This window comes from Flavobacterium pectinovorum (genome assembly GCF_900142715.1).
GTDB classification, from domain to species: Bacteria; Bacteroidota; Bacteroidia; order Flavobacteriales; family Flavobacteriaceae; genus Flavobacterium; species Flavobacterium pectinovorum.
The window spans coordinates 60,651-81,527 of sequence record NZ_FRBX01000002.1 but is presented as its reverse complement, the minus strand read 5'-3'; the positions used below and the strand labels follow the sequence as shown (position 1 = coordinate 81,527).

Below are 20,877 nucleotides of genomic sequence, written 5' to 3'. Positions count from 1 at the left end.
AATTTTAATCTGGCTTTTGTATGAAAAAAAGTAATGAAATGGATGAATTCTTTTCGTTTTTATGGAATATAATGTTGGACTACTTTTGAAAAAACTAATCATTAAAACTAAAAAAATGGAAACACAAATTAAACATTATGAAAATAAACTGGCCTTTGAAATGGATCCTTCGGATTTGTTTGATGCTTTAAATAATGGAGAAAAAGTAGTCGTTATTGATGCCAGAAAGTCTTTTGGATATCAGGCAGAACATATTCCGACAGCAATTAATATTCCGCATCGCGAAATGACAATCGAAAGTACAAAACATCTCGATAAAGAAGTTTTGTATGTAACCTATTGTGACGGAATTGGCTGTAATGCATCAACAAAAGGCGCATTGAATATGGCAAAACTTGGTTTTAAAGTAAAAGAATTAATTGGCGGAATAGAGTGGTGGAAGGTTGACGGTTATGCAACAGAAGGAACAAATGGTAAAGCAGCAGGCTTAAAAATTGAATGTGCTTGTTAAATAAAAAAAGGCAAACTTAAATTTAAGTTTGCCTTTTTTATAGTTATTTATATTTTGTTTTATTCAGGCTTAACAACCTGTTTTAGGGTATCTATTGCAGTTATGGTGCTGTCTTTTATCGGTGCGGTTTCAATAGGAACGTTTAGAGGTGCTGTATATCTTTTAATTTTTTGCTGAATTAAAATAGCATCGTTCAATACAAAAGGCGTTGGCATCATCCAGTCGCTTCTTGGTTTTATATTCAACAGCGGATTGGTCATTAAATCAAAAGAACTCTCAATTAAATCCATATCAAACAGAGATGATTTATTGATGTAGAAATCCATAACCAAAGGCTCATTGCCAACAACATAGTAGCATAGAATTTTCATGTCATCTCGTTCTAAACGATTTCCTTTTTGACCGGAAGTTGAAACTCCATTGGCCTTAAAATTATAAAAAGTCATTTTTGGATTGGCGTAAATATCGTAACGATTGACTTTTCTGTTTGGCGTTATTTTTATTTTTAAATACCTGTTGTTGCCCACTACGCTGTCTTTTAAGAACTCAATAGTTGGTTTTGAAATGGCAATATTTGGCGCAATCGCGCTATAAGTAAAAGTAGAATTGTATTTGCTGGCTAATGGCAAACCGTTTAAACCTACCGCTTTTTGATTTTTTTCTCCTAAATAAGTTTTAGTCCATTCATCAAGATTTACATCATAAGTTGTCCAGACTGCCGAATCTGTATTGGCATTGTAAACATACACCAAACTGTTAGATTTTGCTTTTCCGTACTCATATCCTGAGTTATAACCGGCATAAACGAAGAAAGCGATCGAGGTAATAAAAAATAATATCGCCCAGACACCTTTTCTAAAAAAAGAACCAAATATGGGAAGTAATAATCCGAAAAGTAAAACAGTTAGTATTGCACTCCCAAAAAGTATTTTCAAACCTAAACCAATCGGGAACATGATGATAAAAGGCGCCACAATTGCCAATGCGGGAATACTAAATAATAAATTTAGACCTAAGCTATAATGTTGCGTGATTACAAATATTCCGAATAAAAGGATTCCAAAATAAACAGGAATAATAAGGAAACCTGCCCCGGTTAAACTATTGGCTAAAAAAAGATTGATAATAATCCAAAGCAATAAAGGCGCTACAAAATGGTTCATTGTAATTTTTGCTTCCGAAAAACGGTTATAGAAAGCAAAACAAATGGCAATAGTAAGTGTTACAAAAGCCCCAATGTAAGCATGTCCGTTATAAGTAAAACCGTTTAGCAAATCTGAATATTGCGGATAAGCCTCTAATATTATTTTCCAGCCCAGAAAAGTTACCAAACCGGCAATGACTATAGAACCAATTAAAGGAACAAAACCCCTGAAAATTTCTCTGAAAGTAATAACGCGTTTTGCTTTTCCTATAAAAATAAAAAGAATTAGTAATCCTAAAGCAATTAAGGACATTGGAAATACCCATGCAAATGGATAATTTATGAATCCGAAAGGAACACTAAAATATACGTTGTCTTCTGTAGTTTGAGTAGAGTTTAAATCAATATTTGAGAAGTATTTTAATAAGGGCATTAAGTAAGTCCCCTGATGAGATAAAGTTGTTTTGTTTAAATGCTGGATATCATCTTGTTGCGTATGATAATTGTAATGGCCGTCGATAAAAGCAAAATTAAAACCCTGAATGTTTCCCTGTTCTCTAAAAACAGTCAGATCAGTATCGTTTGGCAGCATTTTATAAATACTATACATGAGCGAATTTGAAACGGGATATTTTGCTTTTGCATTTGCAAATTCTTTTACAAGAGCCTGATTTCCTTTGTTAGTTTCCATCAGCATATAACTTGGTCCTGAAGAACCCCGGGCTTCAAAATTTAAAACCAGACCAACATCTTTTGCCCACGGATGCTGATTTACAAAAAGTGCGGCACCGTTTAAACCTAATTCTTCAGCATCTGAAAAAAGAATAATTATGTCGTTTTTCTGTGGATTTTTAGAATATAAAAAAGCACGGATTCCTTCCAGAATTGTCGCAACTCCTGATGCATCATCACTTGCTCCTTTTGAAAAAGAATGCGGAGCACTGTCATAATGAGAAAGTAATAAAAGTGCTTTTGAGTTGTTGGTTCCTTTTATGCGGGCCAGAATATTTTTGGATTTTACCAAAAGCCCTTTATCATTTAGTGTAAATCCTTCCTGAATCGAAGTTTCTAAACCAATTCGGTTCAATTCTAATTTAAGATAATTAGCAACAAGTTCATGATTTGTTGAACCAACATAATGTGGTTTTTGAGCAATAATTTTAACCTGATTGAAAGCTCTTTCTGTAGAAAATTCAGCAAGGGCTTCTTCGTTTTTAGAAACCCATTGAGGCATCATTGTGGTGTATATAATACCTAAAATTGCTAAAACGCATACAAAAGCAAGTATTGAAGTCGGGTTTTTTCTCATATTGAATATATACTAAATTTCTTTTTTAACGAGCATAAAATAATCATTTTCCAAAGAGCGATATCCCTGGTCGTACAGGAAATAATAGGTATTTCCGGTTTTAGTCTGCAAAATATTTGTAAAGAAATCAAAATCAAAACCCTTATTAATCATTTTATCTCTTGTTGCTTTTGATTTCCCTTCTGTGTTTAGCTCGGACAAAATACGGTAATTTTTGCGTAACTTATTGTTTACATTCCGCATGAAATTATTACTATCCTTATTTATTTTATTATTATAGGCATTTCGGCAATTGTCTGAACAAAATTTCTTGTCTTCGCGACCTACAATTTTTTCTGAACATTCAAGACAGGTTTTCATTGATCGATTTTTTTAATTTCGTATAAATCATGCCTTCTGTCTTTCAAAATTCGAACGCTGCCGTGCTCGTGAAGCTGTTTTAGTAAATTTAAATCAACGTCAACAATTAGGGTCATTTCAGTATTTGGAGTTGCTTCGGCTTTGATTCCGTTACTTGGAAAAGCAAAATCTGAAGGCGTAAAAACAGAGGCCTGCGCATATTGAATATCCATATTATTTACTTTTGGCAAATTACCAACACAGCCGGCAATGGCAACATAACATTCATTTTCTATGGCACGCGCTTGCGAACAATGTTTTACTCGCGTGTAGGCGTTTTGAGTATCTGTTAAAAATGGGACAAACAAAATATTCATTCCTTCATTGGCCATAATTCTTGAAAGCTCCGGAAACTCAACATCATAACAAATTAAAATTCCAATTTTGCCACAATCAGTATCGAACGTCTTAAAGTGCGATCCGCCTTTCATTCCCCAATGTTGCACTTCGTTTGGCGTAACGTGAATTTTGGTATACATTTCTGAAGTTCCGTCCCTTTTACATAAAAACCCAACGTTGTATAAATTACCGTTATCGAGGTAAGGCATACTTCCAGTAATAATATTGATGTTGTATGAAATAGCAAATTCCTGAAAACGTTTTCTTATTGGATCAGAATAACGGGCAAGTTCCCGAATAGCTTCTGCTTCAGACAAATGATTGTAATCTGCCATTAAAGGGGCAATGAAAAGCTCTGGAAATAAAGCAAAATCGGCACCATAGCCAGAAACAACATCAATGAAAAATTCTGATTGCTCAAAAAATTCTTCAACATTGTTAAGCTGACGCATTTGCCATTGAATTAATCCCAAACGGATAACACTTTTTTCAAGATTAATCAATTTCGGACTTTCGTCGTAATAAACATTATTCCATTCTAAAAGAACCGCAAACTCCTTTGATTCTTCATCGCCTTCAAGGTAATTTTTGATGATTCGCAAAACGTGAAAATCATTACTCAGCTGAAAGGAAAGTACTGGATCGTGTAATTCTTTGTGTTTTACTTTATCGATATAAACTTTCGGAGTAAATTTTTTAGCGTGTTGACTGTAGTTAGGAATTCTTCCTGCAAAAACAATGGCTTTTAAGTTTAATTGTTCGCAAAGTTCCTTTCTTGCATCGTATAAACGACGCCCCAAACGCAAACCGCGATAATGTGGGTGGATAAAAACGTCTATACCGTACAAAATTTCCCCATCCGGATTATGGGTTGAAAAGGTATAGTCGCCAATAATTTGTTTGTAATTGTGTCTTTTGTCAACTAGTTTTTCATCGACAATTAAAGATAGGGCAGAGCCTACAACTATGCCGTCAACTAAAATAACTAATTGACCTTCAGGAAATATTGAGAGTAATTTTTTTATATCATCAGATCTCCAGTAGGAATTGGCCATTTCCGGATACGATTCTACCATTGAATTTTTCAATTGTTTATAATCGTCCAATTCTAAATTTCTTAACTCAACTTTATTGATTTGCGCCTGCATATAGTAAGATTTCTGTGAAATATACAAAAAAATATTTCCACTTACAAACGCTTACAAATAGTTACAACCGAAAGTAAATACTTTGTAACCGAATAAATTTTGCATGTCGTTACATCTTTGCATCGTTGAATTTGATAAACGAATTCTTTATATGAACATTTAAATAATATACGCCATGAATGCAATGAAAAACAGAGTACAATTAATTGGTAACGTAGGAAACGATCCGGAAATTAAAACATTAGAAAACGGTAGAAAGTTGGCTCACGTAACTATTGCCACAAACGACAAATACACAAATGATAAAGGTGAAAAAGTAGAACAAACCGAATGGCATCGTGTAACTGCCTGGGGAAAAACGGCCGAGATTATCGAGAAGTATGTTGTAAAAGGCAAAGAAGTTGCAATTGAAGGAAAACTGACCCACAGAAGTTATGACAAAAACGGAGAAAAGCGCTATGTGACCGAAGTTGTTGTAAGTGAGATTTTGTTGCTTAGTAAATAACGTTTAACAAATTCGATATTTAAACCCGACAGGTTTTATCCCGAGACTTCGGGACTGTCGGGTTTTTTGCGTGTAAGCTATAAAATAGAACCGCCGTTTATATCCGTAGTAAGTACTTCGCTCATATAATCGAAAAAAGGTCTCATGTTTTGACATGTTTCTAAAGCTTGCTCTAAAAATTTTGGACTCAAAACTTCATCATCTGTAAAACGTTTTATGATCAAAAACTGTTTGTAACGCAATAAATCAATTGCTTCATGATCGGCATCAAAACCTTTTGGAGAAGTTTTAAGCTGTTCGCCCTGTAAAGTTCCAAAAGTGCTGACAAAGGTTTTTGATTTTAATATTTTTCGAAATGGTTCGGGATCGTGGGCAAATTCGCTTCTTATGCGTTTTAAATCTGTGGCATTTGGCCCCCAGAATCCGCCTGCAAAAAAACTGTTTCCTTTTTCCAGATGAAAATAATAGCCGCCACGTCTGGCATTTGTTGCACGGGTAAAGCTGCCTCCCCAAAAAGTTTTAAAAGGCGTTTTGTCTTTCGAAAAACGAATATCGCGATAAATTCGGTATACACTTTTTTTGCCCGAAGCAGTTTCTAATACATCAGTTTTAGAAAGTTCCTGAAGCAAAGCTCCGGCAAAATTCTCAATATGGTTTAATTCGTTTAAGTAATTGGGTTTATTTGCTTCAAACCAGGGTTTGTTATTGTTTTCTTTAAGTTGAGTTAAAAAATCAAGACTGGATTTTGGTATAGTAATCGGGTTTTCCATAATTAAAATTTGAGACTTTAAGATGACTGCAATTTAAAGCTAAAAACCCACCAATTGGTGGGTTTTTTATAATATAGTTTAAGCAGTCTTTTTTAATAAATCAAACATAGGACAGCGTGAGCAGCGTTTGTTCTCGCTCTTTTTATATTTCTCACAACAAGATGACTTACAGTTTTCTAACTTTTTAAGTTTTTCAAGGATATCTTTTTTCTTCTTTTTCTTTTTATCCTTTTTCTTGTCTTTATCTTTTTCTTTCTTGCTCAATTTGTCTCTGTATTATTAAACAGTGACAAATATAAAAGAATAAAAGTTATTTTTAAGTATTCTAAATAAACTTTAACTTTTTTATTTTGGATTAATAGCGATTGAGCTTGTAACCGTTAATTGCTGAATATCACGATCAAATAAGTAAAGTCCGCCTTTATCATCACCAATTAAGTTGATTTTATCTAGAATAGATTTAGCTGTGGCTTCTTCCTCAATTTGTTCTGCTACGTACCATTGTAAGAAATTGTGAGTTGCATAATCTTTTTCTTCAAAAGTGATGTGTACCAATTCGTTGATAGACTCTGAAACAAAAATTTCGTGGTTATAAAGTGCCTCAAACATTTCCTTAAAAGTAGAATAAGAAGTTTTAGGTGCTTTTAGGTCTGTAATCTGTGCATGTCCGCCACGTTCGTTAACGTACTTTACCAGTTTTAACATGTGCGCGCGTTCTTCGTCTGATTGTGTGTACATAAATTGAGCAATTCCCTCTAATCCGTGTACTTCAGCCCAACAAGCCATAGAAAGGTAAGTTTGCGAAGATTCTGCCTCTATGCGAATTTGCTTGTTTAGAGCCGTTTCAATATTTTTTGATAGCATAATATGTGTCTTTTTGGTAAAGTTAAAAAAAATAATCCAAAACGATTTTTTGAAAGTGCCAAACCAAAGACATTTTGATTAATTCTCAATAAGTTTAAGGTTTTTCTAAAGGAAAATCCCTGGAAAAAATGGCCTTATTGATAATCGGATTTGTGATTTCCGGCTCCATAAATCCATCAGTAAACTTGCGCATCACATACTGTTTTGTTGCATTGTCGTAATATCCTAAAATAGAATAATCTTTAAATTTAAATATATTTTGAAAAGCGATTCTTTTCTGAGTGCTCAAAAAGTAGTAAATGTTATCAATTGCCAAAGGCAGCTGAGGTTCTTGTATAAATTCAAGATTATTATTCAGTATACTTTCAAAATAAACCGTTCTGGCGTGATCGATTTGTGGAAAATCGCCATTATAATAAAAACTGGAATAATCTTCTTCTTTTGGAGATCCGCCTATTGTAAGCAGTGTGTTTCTTTGGTTTTTAAAAGCAGATAATCCAACATTTAAGAAATACAATTGGCTTAAAAACTGACTTGTTTTCCTTAATTCTGAAGGTTTTCGCCCATCTGTTTGTACAAATAATGGGGAATTTTTAAATTTAATCGTGTCATTCTTCAACACTTTAATTTCTTTTAATGTACTTCCAGAGTTAAAATCTTTTACATCAATTGCAAATCCATACTTGTTCAAACTTATTTGATATAGTTTATTATCGTTAAGAAATGAATTGCTTTTGTTTGCATTGTCAATACCTGGTTGTATAAAAGATTTTTCGCTGATTGTATGTTTTTCAATATCCAAATCAAAAACCTGTGTTTTTTTTGGATTATAATCGAAAGTTAAAATCAGATGATCACCAAATAAATAGGCTTTGCTCTTTTTTGAACTTTTATCCAAAGGCACAAATTCTTTTACGTCAATTTTTTCGATAGGATCTTCATCAACAATTCGGTTAAAAGTGACAAATTGAGTGTTTTTATTCTGAAACTTATAAGTAGAGAAATCAAATACTTTTTCTTCTGCTGTTCCGTTTTTAAATGTGTAAAGAGTTAAAGCCTGTACATTTCTTTCTTTTGAAAGAATATAAAAGGCATTGTTTTCCTGAAAAAAGTTTAAAATATCATGTGTTGAAAACGGAAAACTAAACTGAAGCATCTTCTGCGTTTTAGTTTCTAAATAATACTTTACAATGATTATATTTTTAAAATCTTCCAGAGCCCAATATAAATTTGGATTTCCATCTTCTCCAAAACTATAGCCAACTAACGATCTGTTTTCCAGATTTGTTTTCGGAAAAGTAAATTGTTCATTTAAAAATAAGGCACTATTGTATTTTAAAATGGTAACATTTTCTGTTGTTGCTGCAAAAACAAAAACATCATGCGTTTGTGTATTCTCTACATTGAGAACCTGATTTTCTTCAGTTGTTTTTTTTAAATCTAAAGGAAAAGAAGCTAGGACTGTTTGACCAAACAGAACTGATTTAGAGATTAGTAGCGATAGAAGTAAAAGTTTTTTCATAAATTTTTGTGAGACAAAAATCATTCCAATTTTAATTGGTTGCTTCGGGATTTTCTCTCTATAAAGTTTTAAAACGATATATAAAGATAGATCAATTGTGGTAATTTTAAACATAAAAAAAGCCCTAAAGAAATTTTCTTTAGGGCTTAAATATTTTTAATGAAAGAATTATTTCACTTTGAAAGTAACTCTTCTTGCTAATCTATTTGCTTCTTCATAATCTTTTTGAATAGATGTGTCAGCTCCCGCCGAAACAACATTTAATCTTGAAGATGAAATGCCTGCTTTTTCAAAAATGGTTTTTACATTATTAGCTCTTAAGCTTGATAATTTTTCATTGTACTCCACACTGCCAACCTGATCAGCGTATCCAATAATATCAAGTGATGTAGAAGGATTTTTTCTCAAATAAGTTAAAACAACATCAATTGCAGCAGTTGAATTTTCTATTGGAGTAGATTTATTAAAGTCAAAGTAAACGCTGTAATATTTGTCATTGATCATTTCTTTCATAGGATCTTTGTCGCTTACAATTGTCGTAGTTATTGGTTTTTCTACAATAACTTGTGGTTTTTGCTCCGGAATTTTATTTACCAAAGCTTCAAGATCAGCTATTTTGTTTTCTAATGCTGTAAGATCAGCATTATCAGAAACCACAACCCAGTCAGCATGCTGATTTTGTTTTCCTAAGTAAATATTTAAACCTACAGTTCCGTTAAAAATAATTCCAGAGAATCCTCTTTCCACATTATCACGATAAACTCCATCAAATGTTGCGTCCTGGCTAGCATTCAAAATGGTAGAAAAATCACCTGTTAACGCTAATCTGTCCGTTAATCTAACCTGTGCTGTAACACCTGCGATGAAATTGACCATTTTATCATTAAAAGGCATGTTTTTGTTTTCTAACACACTCATCCCAAAACCAGTATGACCTAACAGACCAATTGTTTTGGTCCAGGTTTCAAAATTCATGATTCGGCCTAAATTGGCTACAGCTTGCAAATCAGCTCTATAATAATTTGACTTGAAGCTTGCTGAATTTTTACCATCTGTAAAACTATCGTATCCGATATCAGCTTTTAAACCAAATTTGTTGTTGAACATATACCTCGCTCCCAGATCAACTACAAAAGGACTCGGAATATTAGTATAATACTGTTTCGCTGAAAACGGACGCTGTGGTTTGTTAAGACCGCCAGCTACCTCTATAGACCATTTGTTATAGTTAGTTTCATTGCTTTTTGTTTCCGTTTGTGCATGTAGGTTTATTAAACCTATTGTTAATGCAACAATAGTTACAATTTTTTTCATTGTTGTTTGTGATTTAAAAATTTTCGCAAACCAACAATTATTTGTAGGAAAAATTATCCTTAAGAGGTCATTTTTACACTACAATAGGGCACAGAAGCATTTCTGTTTAATTATTCATCAAATCCTGAAATAAATCTACAAATTGTCCAACGTGCAAACCATCCATTAAACCGTGATGAACATGAACAGACATAGCAATTGTTCTTTTTCCGGTCTCTGAAGTAATCATTTTTCCAAAAGAAATTTTAGGGCAGCTATCCGGATAAGTATAACTTCTTGCGTGAGAAAGTGAAGTAAAATTCAACCACGGAATTGCCGAGAAATGTATGACATTATCGTCATCAAACGATCTTGTAAAAAGCCCTGTTGTGTTTTGAATACGCTCGATTTCTGTCAAAGCATTTTGTTTGAAAACCTCAAAATCCGGATTATATTCGATCAGTGAAAATCCAAAAGTACCATCTTCACGACCAATAGTTGCTGATGCATCAATGCGATCATTAATGTAAATTTTGTCATCGGAAATTCGGTATTTAAAATTTTCGATTGTATTTACAGCAACTAGTGTTTTATGCAAATAATAGATAAAAAAAGAACTGTTTAGGCTTTTCGCCATTTGATAGGCTTTTGTACAATCAATTTGTACAGTGGCGCCAAAAAAAGGTTCTTCCATTTTACTAAAATGGGCAAAATGTTCTTTTCTATTCCAATTTTCTAAATCTAAAAGTGTTTTCATTATAATAAATTATGGAGCACTTCAGAAATTTTCTCGAATGAACTAAAATGTTCGTGCTCTACTTTGTGATTGATTTTTTCATGTTCCCAAGTCGTATGAAAAGGAATGTGAACCGCATAACCGCCAATTTCTAAAACAGGCAATACATCTGATTTTAATGAATTTCCGATCATTAAAAATTCATTCGGCTGAATTTCTAAACGTCCAAGTAATTTTTCGTAATCTACAGTTTGCTTGTCTGACATTACCTCGATGTGGTGAAAATAATGTCCTAAACCAGAACGGTGTAATTTACTGTGCTGGTCTTTTAAGTCGCCTTTTGTCGCTACAACCAACTTGTATTTTCCGTGCAAAGATTGTAAAGTTTCTTCAATACCATCCAGAAGTTCGATAGGTTTTTCTAATAGTTCTTTTCCGTATTGAATGATTTTTGCAATGACTTCCACCGGAATTGTATTATTCGAAATATTCATCGCCGCTTCAATCATCGACAAAATATAACCTTTGATTCCGTAACCGTATAAAGGCAAATTGGCGATTTCAATTTTAAATAATTCCTGCGAAATTCCCTGATGAGAAAGATAATCTTCCATCAAAGCGCAAAATTTGTGCTCCGTTTCCTGAAAATAAGGTTCGTTTACAAATAAAGTATCATCAGCATCAAATGCAATTACTTTTAAGTTTGGTATTTTATTTTTATGTAACATAAAGATGTTTGTTTTTTTAGTTTCAGGTTTTCTTTGTTTCAGGTTTTTTCCGCCACGAATTCACGAATTTTCTCAAATTTTTAGCACAGATTAAATGATTTAAAGATTAAAAATAATCTGCTCAATCTGCAAAATCTGCGTGAAGCTATTTTTGCTTCAAATTCACGAATTATTTTAAAATCAATCTGCGTAAATCCGTTTAAACCCGTGTCATCCGCGTGCTATTTCTCATTCCTAATTCTTAGAAAACAGTCTTTTCAATGAAATAGTTTTATCGTAAAACGTAATTCTAATTCCGAAAAGCAAAATTATCCCGCCAAAAACCATTTGTAAAGTTATTTGTTCTTCCAAAAACAACCAAGCTAATATTGAAGTAATTACAGCCTGACTCAATAAACTCAACGAGACTCTCGTCGCGCGCATGTGTTGTGTCGCGTAACTTATAGAAAGCCAGGCGCACAATTGACAAATTACAGCCTGCAACAGCAAAACAAACCAGCCCGTGTTTGAAAATCCTGTAAAAGGTTCGTTCAAAGCAAGACATAATATTCCTAAATAAAGGCTTGAAGCCAATAAACTAATCGTCATAAACGATAAAACATCAACTTGCGAAAGTACATTTTTGCTCACCAAAAGATAAATCGAATATAAAATTCCGGATAAAACTGCGAACAAAAAGGCCTGATTAAAATTCAGTTCCATAAAAAAGCTAAAACCTACCAAAGTGATCATTCCAAATAAGGAAACTACAGTTCCGATCCAGAAATTAGTTGCAGGTCTTATTTTCAAAAAGAAGAAAGAACCAATTCCAACCCAAAGCGGAGATAAATTCGTCAGCAACGAAGCCTGAGTCGCGCTTGATTCCTGAATGGCGATATTCCAAACTGCAACATCTGAGGCAAATAAAATACCGCAAAGTGCTGCTAAAAGCAGAAATTTTGTATTCGGAATTTTAAAGTTCTTCGTTAAAAGTACATAAGGCAAAAGCAAAGTAACAGCAAAAAACATTCTGTAAAAAGCTGAAATTAATCCTGGCGCTAGTTTCAGTTTTACTAATATCGGGAAGATTGAAATACAAAGTATTCCGCCTATTAAGGCTAATCTTGGTTTGGTGATTTTCATATTATAGCAAATATCTTGATTTTTCCTTTTATTTAAAAAAGAAATATAAACACAAAGGAGAATTGTGCCGTTAGGCACGAAATATTGGTAGAAAAAACAGGTTTGAATTCGTTGGAGTGCCGTAGGTACGAAATTAGGTATAAATGTGGCGTACCTACGGCACGCTAAATTCTTACCAATTGATGTTTTCTACCAATATTTCGTGCCTAACGGCAAATTTCAAATTATGCTTAACAATAAAATTTAGGATCAAACTTGTTTTTGAGTGGTATTATGCATTCATGATTCTGGTGCAGGCATTTTTAATTTCCAAATCAGAAAAAGAACCAATTGTTTCGGCCAGCAATTTACTTGTTCTGATGGAACTTATCATTTTGATTCGAAGATCCTGTTGATCGCCCATTTCTGTTAGTAGAATTGTCTCGAAAATTTCGGACAAATGTTCCGGTTGATCCCTAAAATCATCTTCAAACCAAAGGTCTGATAGAAATTTTGCCATTGCACGCATTACATCAGGTTTTGATGTTTTTTCATTTTCTGTTTGCATATTAGAAAATATTAGATACACGAATACCACGCTTAAGGTGTGCAAACATTCCAAGGAATAATTTTAGGCGGTTTCCCGTTCCCTTCACCATGACGTGGTATACGCTTATGTTAACTTAATAAGTTTAGGATTTCTACTTGGTAATAATGTTTGCAAAACAAATGTACAATTAAAAACTAAATATGTAAGAAAAATACGCTTATTTTATCCTACAAGGTTTTTTTCAACCTTGTAGGTATGACAATATATTTAAAGACCTACAAGGTTGAAAAAAACCTTGCAGGACAACGAATACAAGAAATAATGAAAGGATTAATTTATCGTTTCTCCATTAGGAGCATCAGTATCAGGATTTACAAATACTAATTTTCCTTCGGTATTTGTTGTCATTAAGATCATTCCCTGACTTTCAACTCCGCGTAAAGCTCTTGGCGCTAAGTTGGCTAAAACCGTAACACGTTTACCAATAATTTCTTCTGGCGAAAAGCTTTCGGCAATTCCGGAAACTATCGTACGAACATCGATTCCAGTATCAATTTTTAGAACCAAAAGTTTGTTGGCTTTTGGCATTTTTTCTGCTTCAATGATGGTTCCTACGCGTAAATCCATTTTGGCAAAATCCTCATATTGAATTAATTCTTTTTGAGGTTCCACTTGTTTGTTTTCGGCAAGATTAGCTGTTTTTGTAGCTTCCAATTTATCTATTTGTTTTTGTATTTCTTCGTCTTCGATTTTTGCAAAAAGCAATTCAGCTTCACCAATTTGGTGCCCTTCCGGAATCAATTCTGAATTCTCAGCAACGTCATTCCATTTTAATTTGCCTTCATTTTTAAGAATTCTTGACAATTTAGCCGCAGTAAAAGGTAAAAACGGTTCAGCCAAAATGCTCAAAGCAGCAGCAATTTGCAACGCCACATACATTTGAGTTTTTACACGCTCCGGATTGTCTTTCATTACTTTCCAAGGTTCTTCGTCAGCAAGATATTTATTTCCTAAACGAGCAACATTCATCAATTCTCCCAAAGCTTCACGGAATCTGTAACGCTCCACCGAACTTGAAATCACAGCCGGATATGCTTTTAATTCAGCTAAAGCCGCTTCGTCAACTTCTGTAAATTCATTTGGTGTCGGAATAAAACCGTCGTAATATTTGTTTGTTAAAACAACTACACGATTAATGAAATTCCCGAAAATAGCAACCAATTCATTGTTATTTCTCGCCTGGAAATCTTTCCATGTAAAGTCGTTATCCTTAGTTTCTGGAGCGTTTGAAGTTAATGCATAACGCAAAACGTCTTGTTTCTCCGGAAATTCTTCTAAATATTCATGCAACCAAACTGCCCAGTTTTTAGAAGTCGAAAGTTTATTTCCTTCCAAATTCAAAAACTCATTTGCAGGTACATTGTCCGGCAAAATATAGCTTCCTTCGGCTTTAAGCATCGCAGGGAAAATGATACAGTGAAAAACAATATTGTCTTTCCCAATAAAGTGAACCAGTTTTGTGTCTTCGTCTTTCCAGTAAGGTTCCCAGTCTTTTCCTTCGCGCGCCGCCCATTCTTTTGTTGATGAAATGTACCCAATTGGCGCATCAAACCAAACGTATAATTTTTTCCCTTCAGCACCTTCAACCGGAACATCAATTCCCCAATCAAGGTCACGCGTTACCGCACGAGGTTCAAGTCCGCCATCAACCCATGATTTTACTTGTCCGTAAACATTAGGTTTCCAGTCGCTTTTATGTCCAACCAAAATCCATTCTGTTAAGAATTCAGTATATCTGTCAAGAGGTAAAAACCAGTGTTTTGTTGCTTTCAAAATTGGCGTTTCTCCCGTAATTGTCGATTTTGGGTTAATCAAATCCGTAGCATTCAAAGTCGATCCGCAATTTTCGCACTGATCTCCGTAAGCTCCATCGTTACCGCATCTAGGGCAAGTTCCCACAACAAAACGATCTGCCAAAAACTGATTTGCTTTTGCATCGTACAATTGCTCGGTTACTTCTTCAATAAAGTCACCGTTATCATATAGTTTTTTAAAGAATTCCTGAGCCGTATCATGATGAATTTTAGCCGAAGTTCGGGAATAATTATCAAACGAAATTCCGAAATCAGCAAATGATTTTCTGATAATTCCGTCATATTTATCAATAACTTCTTGTGGCGTAACTCCTTCTTTTTTGGCTTTCATCGAAATTGCAACCCCATGTTCATCGCTTCCGCAAATAAACGCAACGTCTTTTCCCTGCAAACGTAAGTATCTCGAATATATATCTGCAGGCACGTAAACCCCCGCCAAATGCCCAATGTGAATAGGTCCGTTGGTGTAAGGCAATGCCGCCGTAATAGTATATCTCTTTGGATTCTGTATCATAACTCAATTTTATTGAGTGCAAAAATAAGCAATAGAATTGAGATTTTGTTATTGCGCTGAGATTCGCGGAGAATTTTTAATCTCGCAAAGTCGCAGAGTTTAATTTGAAGCTAATGATTAATCGTACAGTTTGTTATTTCGAGGAACGAGAAATCTTCGCGAGCAGCTCGACAAAGATTGACGACATTCTTTGCGGAAATTCTTGCGTTATTTAGACTGGACTGAAGTCCAGCCCTACAAAATAAATCATTCCTTCGGAACTTTTTCGAGAGAGCCTTCAGCTCTGGGCATTATAGGGATGGATTTTAATCTATTCAAAAATAAACCTTTGCGACTTAGCGTCTTTGCGCGATTATTTCAGCCCAATCCATAAAAATCTCCGCGATAAAACCTCCATAAAATAGAACCAGTTTAAACTAGCATCTCAATTAAAATCTTCAGGATTTATTTTGCAACCTTTGCCCTGAAAAAACAAAGACAATTTTATGAGCAAGACAAAATTAATCATCAATAAAAACGGATCTATAAAAATAGAAGGCGAATTCGAAATCATGGATTCAGAAGGAACAGTTTACGGACTTCAAGGAAGATCGGCATTAGGGCTTTGTCGTTGCGGATTATCTGCAAACAAACCATTTTGTGATGGCGGACACCGTAATAATTTCGAACACGATTCAATTGCATTCGATTTACCACCAATAAAAACGAACTAAGAATTCTGTTTTTCTGGTTTGAATATAAAAAAGCTGCATGATTTCATGCAGCTTTTTTGTTGCGTTATAATTTCTTTTTTGAAAGAATTTTCAAGTAAATAATTTTTTTATACTCTTAAAAAACAATATATATTTACACAAAAATGTTAAACCTTCAAAAATGAAAAAAGTAGTATTATTTCTCTTTTTAAGCTTTGTTTCGGCACAAGCTCAACAAAGAGTTATTTCGAGCGTATGGATGGCTTTTCGTCAAACTATAGAGATTCAAACTCCGGTCAAAAAAAAGTTTAGAGTAATTGCTTCGGCAAAAGTAGATTCTAACGATCCAAAAGCCTGGGCAGGGATTTCCGCAAGAGTTTTTAACAAAAATGATGAAGATGGCTTCTCTGATAATATGTACGACAGACCCATAAAATCAAAAGAATGGCAATCGTATACTGTAGAAGGAACAATTGATGAAAACAGTAAAACATTGAATTTTGGAGGAGTTTGTGAAGCAAACGGAAAGTTTTATTTTGATAAATTTCAATTGTTTATCGAAAATGCAAAAGGAGTTTTTGAACCCGTAACCATTTTAAATTCAAGTTTTGAAACGCTTGCGACCAATACAGATATTCCAAATTGGAATTTAGGCAATTCTAAACAAAAAAATGTTAAGGTTAAGGAATTTACCATTTCTTCCGATAAATCAAGCGTAGATGGAAAACATTCATTATTACTTGAAGGAAAAGGGATAATAATCAAAGAAACCGGAAAAATAGGAAATGTTGAAGGCGCTTCTCCAAAAATTGCCGACATGATTTCGATGCTTGAAGACCTTAAAGATCGTGTTGAAGAAACGGTTAAAAATATGGATCAATACGAAATTGATTATTTGCATGATGAAAAAGCCAACCGAATTGGAGCGCTTGTAATGCATTTGGCTGCCGCCGAAAAATACTATCAGGTTTTTACTTTTGAAAATAGAGAATTTAATGAAGAAGAAAAGAAAAAATGGGAAACCGCTTTAAATCTTGATCAGGCTGCACGAGATGAATTTAAAGGGCAAGATATTCAATATTATCTCGATATTTATAACGAAGTGAGAGCAAAAACCATTTCAGAATTAAAGAAAAGAGACGACGCCTGGTTTGCTGAGATTCAGATGAAATACGATATTAGTAATCAGTATTGCTGGTTTCATGTTATGGAACATCAGTCGAGTCATTTAGGGCAAATTTTGTTTTTAAAGAAAAGAATTCCGCCTCAAAAAACACCGCAAAAAATGCTCGAACAAGAGATTAAGAAATAAAATTTTGGATATAAAAAAGCGGCATTCATGCCGCTTTTTTATATATAAAGTTCACCTTTCATCGTAATTATCGAAGAACCTCCAACCAGAATATCTTCTTCACGATTCATAACTTCAATCAGCGAAGGCTGTTTTAATTTTACACCTTGCAGAATTTTATATTCTTTGTCTGATTTAGTGAATTTCTTTTGAGTTAAAAAACCAATTAAAGGACCGGCAGCCGTTCCTGTAGCAGGATCTTCGTTGATTCCGATTATTGGGTTAAAAAATCTCGTTTCGACAATATGTTCCTGATTTTCATCAGCAGGAGTGAAACAATAAAAACCTTCAAATTTATATTCTTTTGAAATCTCTATTAAAAGTTGGTTATCCGGAATGCAACTATTAAGTATTTGACTGTTTTTTATAGGCACCATCGTATGCGCCACTTCTGTTTTGACAATTGTGGGTACAAAAGCATTTACATCTAGATCTTCGATTTTTAAACCAAGTGCTACGGCAATTCTATAAGTTGGAATTTCTTGCTTGATCACTGCCGATTTTTGATGCATTTGCACCACCGGATATTGCGTAACCGGATCAAAACTTACGGTTAAAGGTATTGGCGAATTTTTCATGATCACAAACGGATCGCTTTCATTTTGTTCTTCAAAAATGGGCATTTTTTTTAGCAAAGCACCACAAACCGCACCCAACAAGTTGTGTCCTGCGCCGTCGATTTCAATTCCGGTAGGCGTAAAGGAGCGAACCTTTAACGCTTTTTTCTTTGTAGAATAATAAATAAAAGAAGTTTCAGAATAACCAAATTCTTTTGAGATATTTTGATAAACGTCTAAGTCTAAATCACCATTTGTAAAAACAACCGACAACGGATTTCCCTTGTAACTTTTATTAGAGAATACATCTAAAACGTAGTATTGTAAGGTGGTTCTGTTTTCCATTATTTATCTTTTTTTTTGATTGGATCCTTTACTTTGAAAGTTAGTATTTTTTTGCCAATCAAAGTTACAACTAATACTGTTAAATATTTGCTACGTCTTGATTAGTAATATTTTAAATTTTAAAAAAGATTATAACATGTTTAGTATCAGTCTTAAAATCCATAAAAACAGCATAAATAACAAAATTGAAAACTGAACTTTATTTACTTTTTGGTTTCCAAACTTCTTAACGAGAAAGCGATCAAGCATCATAAATAGACAAAGCGGAATTAAACCCAGCAAAATATAAATTCCCATTAATCCATCTTGTGCAGAATTCCCAGTTATTAGAATTGTGGCATAAATCAAACCTGCAATAATAGAGATCATTCCTATTATAAAAAATGGTGTTAGATTTTTTAGAAAATTCATTTGGTCTTGGTTATTTATTTAAAAACCACTTTTTTTCCTGTTTTTAATATTTTAACAATATGAAAAGGTTGCGTTATGACGGCATTAATACCTCCTGGTTTTAATTGTTCAACAGTAACAAATATACTATTATTGTTTTGTGTAATTTTGGTAATGTCTATAGAATAACCACCATATTGACGCACTTCATCAATAACAACTATTACCTGATATTTTGTAAAATCAATAGTTGCATCAGGAAAATAAGAATTTGTATCGCTAAGAAAAGCCATTTTTCCGATTAAGCTGGTCCACGTTTGCTGATCTTTTATGACCAGATTTTCTTTTGGATTATCATAATTTCCGTTAAAACGATCTCCCTGAAGAATTACTGAATATTCTAAATCTCCGTTTTGTGAATCATCGTTGTCGCAGCTCGCAAACACAAATAAAATGCTTAAAATGGTAATAATCTGTTTCATGGTTTTTGGTTTTTAGTGATGAGAATTGGTTTCATACTCGTAGTAATCTCCTTGTAAACAGATGTTTGTTTTTTTGAAAGGTTGCGTTTGCTTTAGTTTTTTACCTGTTTCAATATTTTGAAAAGAAATTGTAAATTCACTCTATCGAATAGTTTTATTGTTGAGTTTTAGTGAAGTAGTATAATTATTCTTCATCATTATCTGAATTTTCAATTATGATTTTTTGATATTCTAAGATTTCCTGATAATTTAAGAAATGTGCCTCTTTGTTTTTTTCATATATATCAGGATTTTTATCAAAATCAAAACAAATTCTATCTCTTAGTCTTCTTAATTCAAATAACAAAAGATCATTACTTTTTCCCTTGTCTTTAAAGTTGAATAATCCTTCAATTGCCGCAAATACTGTAATTGCCGCACTAATTATTAAAACATAATTATCTGGATTAAAATTAATTGAATCTGAATTTGTTATTCTCCAACCAGTAATTACTGTAACGGTAGCACCTGCAATAAAAACAATAATTTTTGTTATACGGAAAAGAAAAATATTAATGTTTTTTTTGCTTTTAATGCTATCTATTCTTTTTTCAATGTCATAATATAACAGATCTTCTTTTAGTTTTGTGATTTTCATGCTTTTCAATTTTAATTATTTATAGTTCCTAAAGAATATTTTGTAATTAGTTTATTAATAGTTTAAAATACTATTTGAACTTTACATATTTTTAAAACGCCTGATATTTAACTAATTTATTTACAAACAAGTATATTAATAAATTAAGATTTTTTACCAAGTATTTATACGGAATTTTCAAAAAAGAATAAATACAAAATATACTTTCCAGTGTCATTATTTCTCCGAAATTTGCAAAACCAAGTAAAGAATGGAAATCATGGCAAAAGGACCCGAAAAAAACACGAAAAATAAGGCTTTGCATACCAAATTGCTCAACAGGAAAAAAGCTAAACTTCAAGAAGAAAAGAAGGAACGCGCCTTGCGATTAAAGGCTCTAGTGGCAAAAATGAATGAAAAGAAGAATTCAGAAGACGACGTTATATAAAATCAGATTGTATTTCTTTTCTGTTTTTATTTAATCGAAATTTGCAATTCAAAATATCAAAACAAAACATAATGGAGGAATTCGGTAGAATAATAGTTTCTGAAACGGCAATGAACAGTGAAAATCTTCAGGATGTGATTCACTCAAATATTTCGGTGATCAATTTAATGCGCGAAGAAGGTGTCGATGACGAATTTATTCACGAAGATGCTTTGATGAGTTATTATCTCGATTACTATTGGTCGCAATATGCCGAAGGAAACTTTGCTCAGTTTGTCTATAAATCAGGTTGGAATAAAGAACTAAACGAATTGATTGAAGAATGTTTGGCTTTAATTGGCGCCGAAAAACATTTAGAATTGTTTCAGCAACAAAGCAAGAAAGTCAAATTGATGAGCAGCGTAAAGCTGGCTAAATTTTTAAAAGGCAAATTAGAAGGTGTAAACCCAATTCGGGATTCATTGAACAACGATACTTTTTATGAATTAGAAGAAAACCTGGTTACGCTCAATGCTAATTTCCTGAAAAATCACCCAGATTTTGAAGTGCTTTCTGTTGATGATATGTTTGCAGCTTTGGAGGAATTTGTTGGGCATGAGATAAAGCGTGCTTAGTTTTTTTGCTGGAATTGCCACAAAGTCGCGAAGACGCAAAGAAATTTAAAACTTTCTGACTCCGTGACTTTTTGG

General features: G+C 33.3%; 23 protein-coding genes. 6 read left to right on the top strand and 17 right to left on the bottom strand.

Going from position 1 to position 20,877, the window contains the following annotated elements; translation table 11 throughout:
- Positions 1 to 115: 115 nt before the first annotated feature.
- Positions 116 to 511, top strand: coding sequence for a rhodanese-like domain-containing protein (locus BUE22_RS06955; protein WP_042563557.1), 396 nt, complete (start codon positions 116 to 118; stop codon positions 509 to 511).
- A 59-nt stretch (positions 512 to 570) separates the two neighbouring features.
- Here BUE22_RS06955 and BUE22_RS06950 read toward each other — a convergent pair whose 3' ends face one another.
- The 3 genes from BUE22_RS06950 to BUE22_RS06940 are packed head-to-tail and all read right to left on the bottom strand — an operon-like array spanning position 571 to position 4,850.
- Positions 571 to 2,964, bottom strand: coding sequence for a M28 family peptidase (locus BUE22_RS06950; RefSeq protein WP_073394354.1), 2,394 nt, complete (start codon positions 2,962 to 2,964; stop codon positions 571 to 573).
- A 12-nt stretch (positions 2,965 to 2,976) separates the two neighbouring features.
- Positions 2,977 to 3,324: a hypothetical protein gene (locus BUE22_RS06945; RefSeq protein WP_042563555.1), complete on the bottom strand. Its 348-nt coding sequence runs from the start codon at positions 3,322 to 3,324 to the stop codon at positions 2,977 to 2,979.
- The gene (locus tag BUE22_RS06940; protein ID WP_073394353.1) at positions 3,321 to 4,850 is read right to left on the bottom strand and encodes a bifunctional GNAT family N-acetyltransferase/carbon-nitrogen hydrolase family protein; all 1,530 of its coding nucleotides are present in this window, start codon (positions 4,848 to 4,850) and stop codon (positions 3,321 to 3,323) included. Before BUE22_RS06940 ends, BUE22_RS06945 begins: the two co-directional genes overlap by 4 nt.
- Positions 4,851 to 5,025: 175 nt before the next feature.
- Between BUE22_RS06940 and BUE22_RS06935 the strand changes: the two genes are divergently transcribed.
- Complete coding sequence (locus tag BUE22_RS06935) at positions 5,026 to 5,355, top strand: single-stranded DNA-binding protein (RefSeq protein ID WP_042563553.1); 330 nt, start codon at positions 5,026 to 5,028, stop codon at positions 5,353 to 5,355.
- A gap of 77 nt (positions 5,356 to 5,432) precedes the next feature.
- Here BUE22_RS06935 and BUE22_RS06930 read toward each other — a convergent pair whose 3' ends face one another.
- The 10 genes from BUE22_RS06930 to metG all read right to left on the bottom strand — a co-directional run bounded on the left by BUE22_RS06930 (position 5,433) and on the right by metG (position 15,307).
- The gene (locus tag BUE22_RS06930) at positions 5,433 to 6,125 is read right to left on the bottom strand and encodes a DUF2461 domain-containing protein (protein ID WP_073394352.1); all 693 of its coding nucleotides are present in this window, start codon (positions 6,123 to 6,125) and stop codon (positions 5,433 to 5,435) included.
- A 78-nt stretch (positions 6,126 to 6,203) separates the two neighbouring features.
- The gene (locus BUE22_RS06925) at positions 6,204 to 6,389 is read right to left on the bottom strand and encodes a hypothetical protein (RefSeq protein WP_042563551.1); all 186 of its coding nucleotides are present in this window, start codon (positions 6,387 to 6,389) and stop codon (positions 6,204 to 6,206) included.
- Between the two features lie 81 nt (positions 6,390 to 6,470).
- A complete protein-coding gene (locus BUE22_RS06920) occupies positions 6,471 to 6,989 on the bottom strand; it encodes a ferritin (protein WP_042563550.1) in 519 nt (172 codons plus the stop codon).
- A 94-nt stretch (positions 6,990 to 7,083) separates the two neighbouring features.
- Positions 7,084 to 8,511, bottom strand: coding sequence for a hypothetical protein (locus tag BUE22_RS06915; protein ID WP_073395005.1), 1,428 nt, complete (start codon positions 8,509 to 8,511; stop codon positions 7,084 to 7,086).
- Between the two features lie 168 nt (positions 8,512 to 8,679).
- Positions 8,680 to 9,825 carry an OmpA family protein gene (locus tag BUE22_RS06910; protein ID WP_073394351.1) on the bottom strand — a complete coding sequence of 382 codons (1,146 nt, stop codon included), beginning with the start codon at positions 9,823 to 9,825 and terminating at the stop codon, positions 8,680 to 8,682.
- Between the two features lie 106 nt (positions 9,826 to 9,931).
- Positions 9,932 to 10,561: a chloramphenicol acetyltransferase gene (locus BUE22_RS06905; RefSeq protein WP_073394350.1), complete on the bottom strand. Its 630-nt coding sequence runs from the start codon at positions 10,559 to 10,561 to the stop codon at positions 9,932 to 9,934.
- Positions 10,561 to 11,268 carry an HAD family hydrolase gene (locus BUE22_RS06900; RefSeq protein WP_073394349.1) on the bottom strand — a complete coding sequence of 236 codons (708 nt, stop codon included), beginning with the start codon at positions 11,266 to 11,268 and terminating at the stop codon, positions 10,561 to 10,563. Before BUE22_RS06900 ends, BUE22_RS06905 begins: the two co-directional genes overlap by 1 nt.
- Before the next feature lie 234 nt (positions 11,269 to 11,502).
- Positions 11,503 to 12,390 (bottom strand): DMT family transporter, encoded by an 888-nt coding sequence (locus BUE22_RS06895; RefSeq protein ID WP_073394348.1) that lies wholly within the window; start codon positions 12,388 to 12,390, stop codon positions 11,503 to 11,505.
- Positions 12,391 to 12,661: 271 nt separating this feature from the next.
- Positions 12,662 to 12,937, bottom strand: coding sequence for a hypothetical protein (locus tag BUE22_RS06890; RefSeq protein WP_073394347.1), 276 nt, complete (start codon positions 12,935 to 12,937; stop codon positions 12,662 to 12,664).
- Between the two features lie 312 nt (positions 12,938 to 13,249).
- On the bottom strand, positions 13,250 to 15,307 hold the full coding sequence (gene metG, locus BUE22_RS06885; protein WP_073394346.1) for a methionine--tRNA ligase: 2,058 nt from the start codon (positions 15,305 to 15,307) through the stop codon (positions 13,250 to 13,252).
- Positions 15,308 to 15,792: 485 nt separating this feature from the next.
- Here metG and BUE22_RS06880 point away from each other — a divergent pair, with 485 nt between their 5' ends.
- Positions 15,793 to 16,020 carry a CDGSH iron-sulfur domain-containing protein gene (locus tag BUE22_RS06880; protein WP_073394345.1) on the top strand — a complete coding sequence of 76 codons (228 nt, stop codon included), beginning with the start codon at positions 15,793 to 15,795 and terminating at the stop codon, positions 16,018 to 16,020.
- Positions 16,021 to 16,180: 160 nt separating this feature from the next.
- The gene (locus BUE22_RS06875; RefSeq protein WP_073394344.1) at positions 16,181 to 17,311 is read left to right on the top strand and encodes a DinB family protein; all 1,131 of its coding nucleotides are present in this window, start codon (positions 16,181 to 16,183) and stop codon (positions 17,309 to 17,311) included.
- Positions 17,312 to 17,349: 38 nt separating this feature from the next.
- Here BUE22_RS06875 and BUE22_RS06870 read toward each other — a convergent pair whose 3' ends face one another.
- The 4 genes from BUE22_RS06870 to BUE22_RS06855 all read right to left on the bottom strand — a co-directional run bounded on the left by BUE22_RS06870 (position 17,350) and on the right by BUE22_RS06855 (position 19,761).
- A complete protein-coding gene (locus tag BUE22_RS06870) occupies positions 17,350 to 18,252 on the bottom strand; it encodes a PhzF family phenazine biosynthesis protein (RefSeq protein WP_073394343.1) in 903 nt (300 codons plus the stop codon).
- 129 nt (positions 18,253 to 18,381) lie between these two features.
- Positions 18,382 to 18,663, bottom strand: coding sequence for a hypothetical protein (locus BUE22_RS06865; RefSeq protein WP_073394342.1), 282 nt, complete (start codon positions 18,661 to 18,663; stop codon positions 18,382 to 18,384).
- A 14-nt stretch (positions 18,664 to 18,677) separates the two neighbouring features.
- A complete protein-coding gene (locus BUE22_RS06860) occupies positions 18,678 to 19,124 on the bottom strand; it encodes a protease complex subunit PrcB family protein (RefSeq protein ID WP_042563539.1) in 447 nt (148 codons plus the stop codon).
- A 184-nt stretch (positions 19,125 to 19,308) separates the two neighbouring features.
- Positions 19,309 to 19,761, bottom strand: coding sequence for a hypothetical protein (locus BUE22_RS06855; protein WP_073394341.1), 453 nt, complete (start codon positions 19,759 to 19,761; stop codon positions 19,309 to 19,311).
- A gap of 250 nt (positions 19,762 to 20,011) precedes the next feature.
- On the opposite strand from BUE22_RS06855, the gene BUE22_RS23695 reads away from it, so the two are divergent.
- Together BUE22_RS23695 and BUE22_RS06850 are read left to right on the top strand one after the other, a co-directional pair.
- Positions 20,012 to 20,188 (top strand): hypothetical protein, encoded by a 177-nt coding sequence (locus BUE22_RS23695; RefSeq protein WP_159438467.1) that lies wholly within the window; start codon positions 20,012 to 20,014, stop codon positions 20,186 to 20,188.
- A 71-nt stretch (positions 20,189 to 20,259) separates the two neighbouring features.
- Positions 20,260 to 20,802, top strand: a complete 543-nt coding sequence (locus BUE22_RS06850; protein WP_073394340.1) for a DMP19 family protein — start codon at positions 20,260 to 20,262, stop codon at positions 20,800 to 20,802.
- Positions 20,803 to 20,877 lie beyond the last annotated feature (75 nt).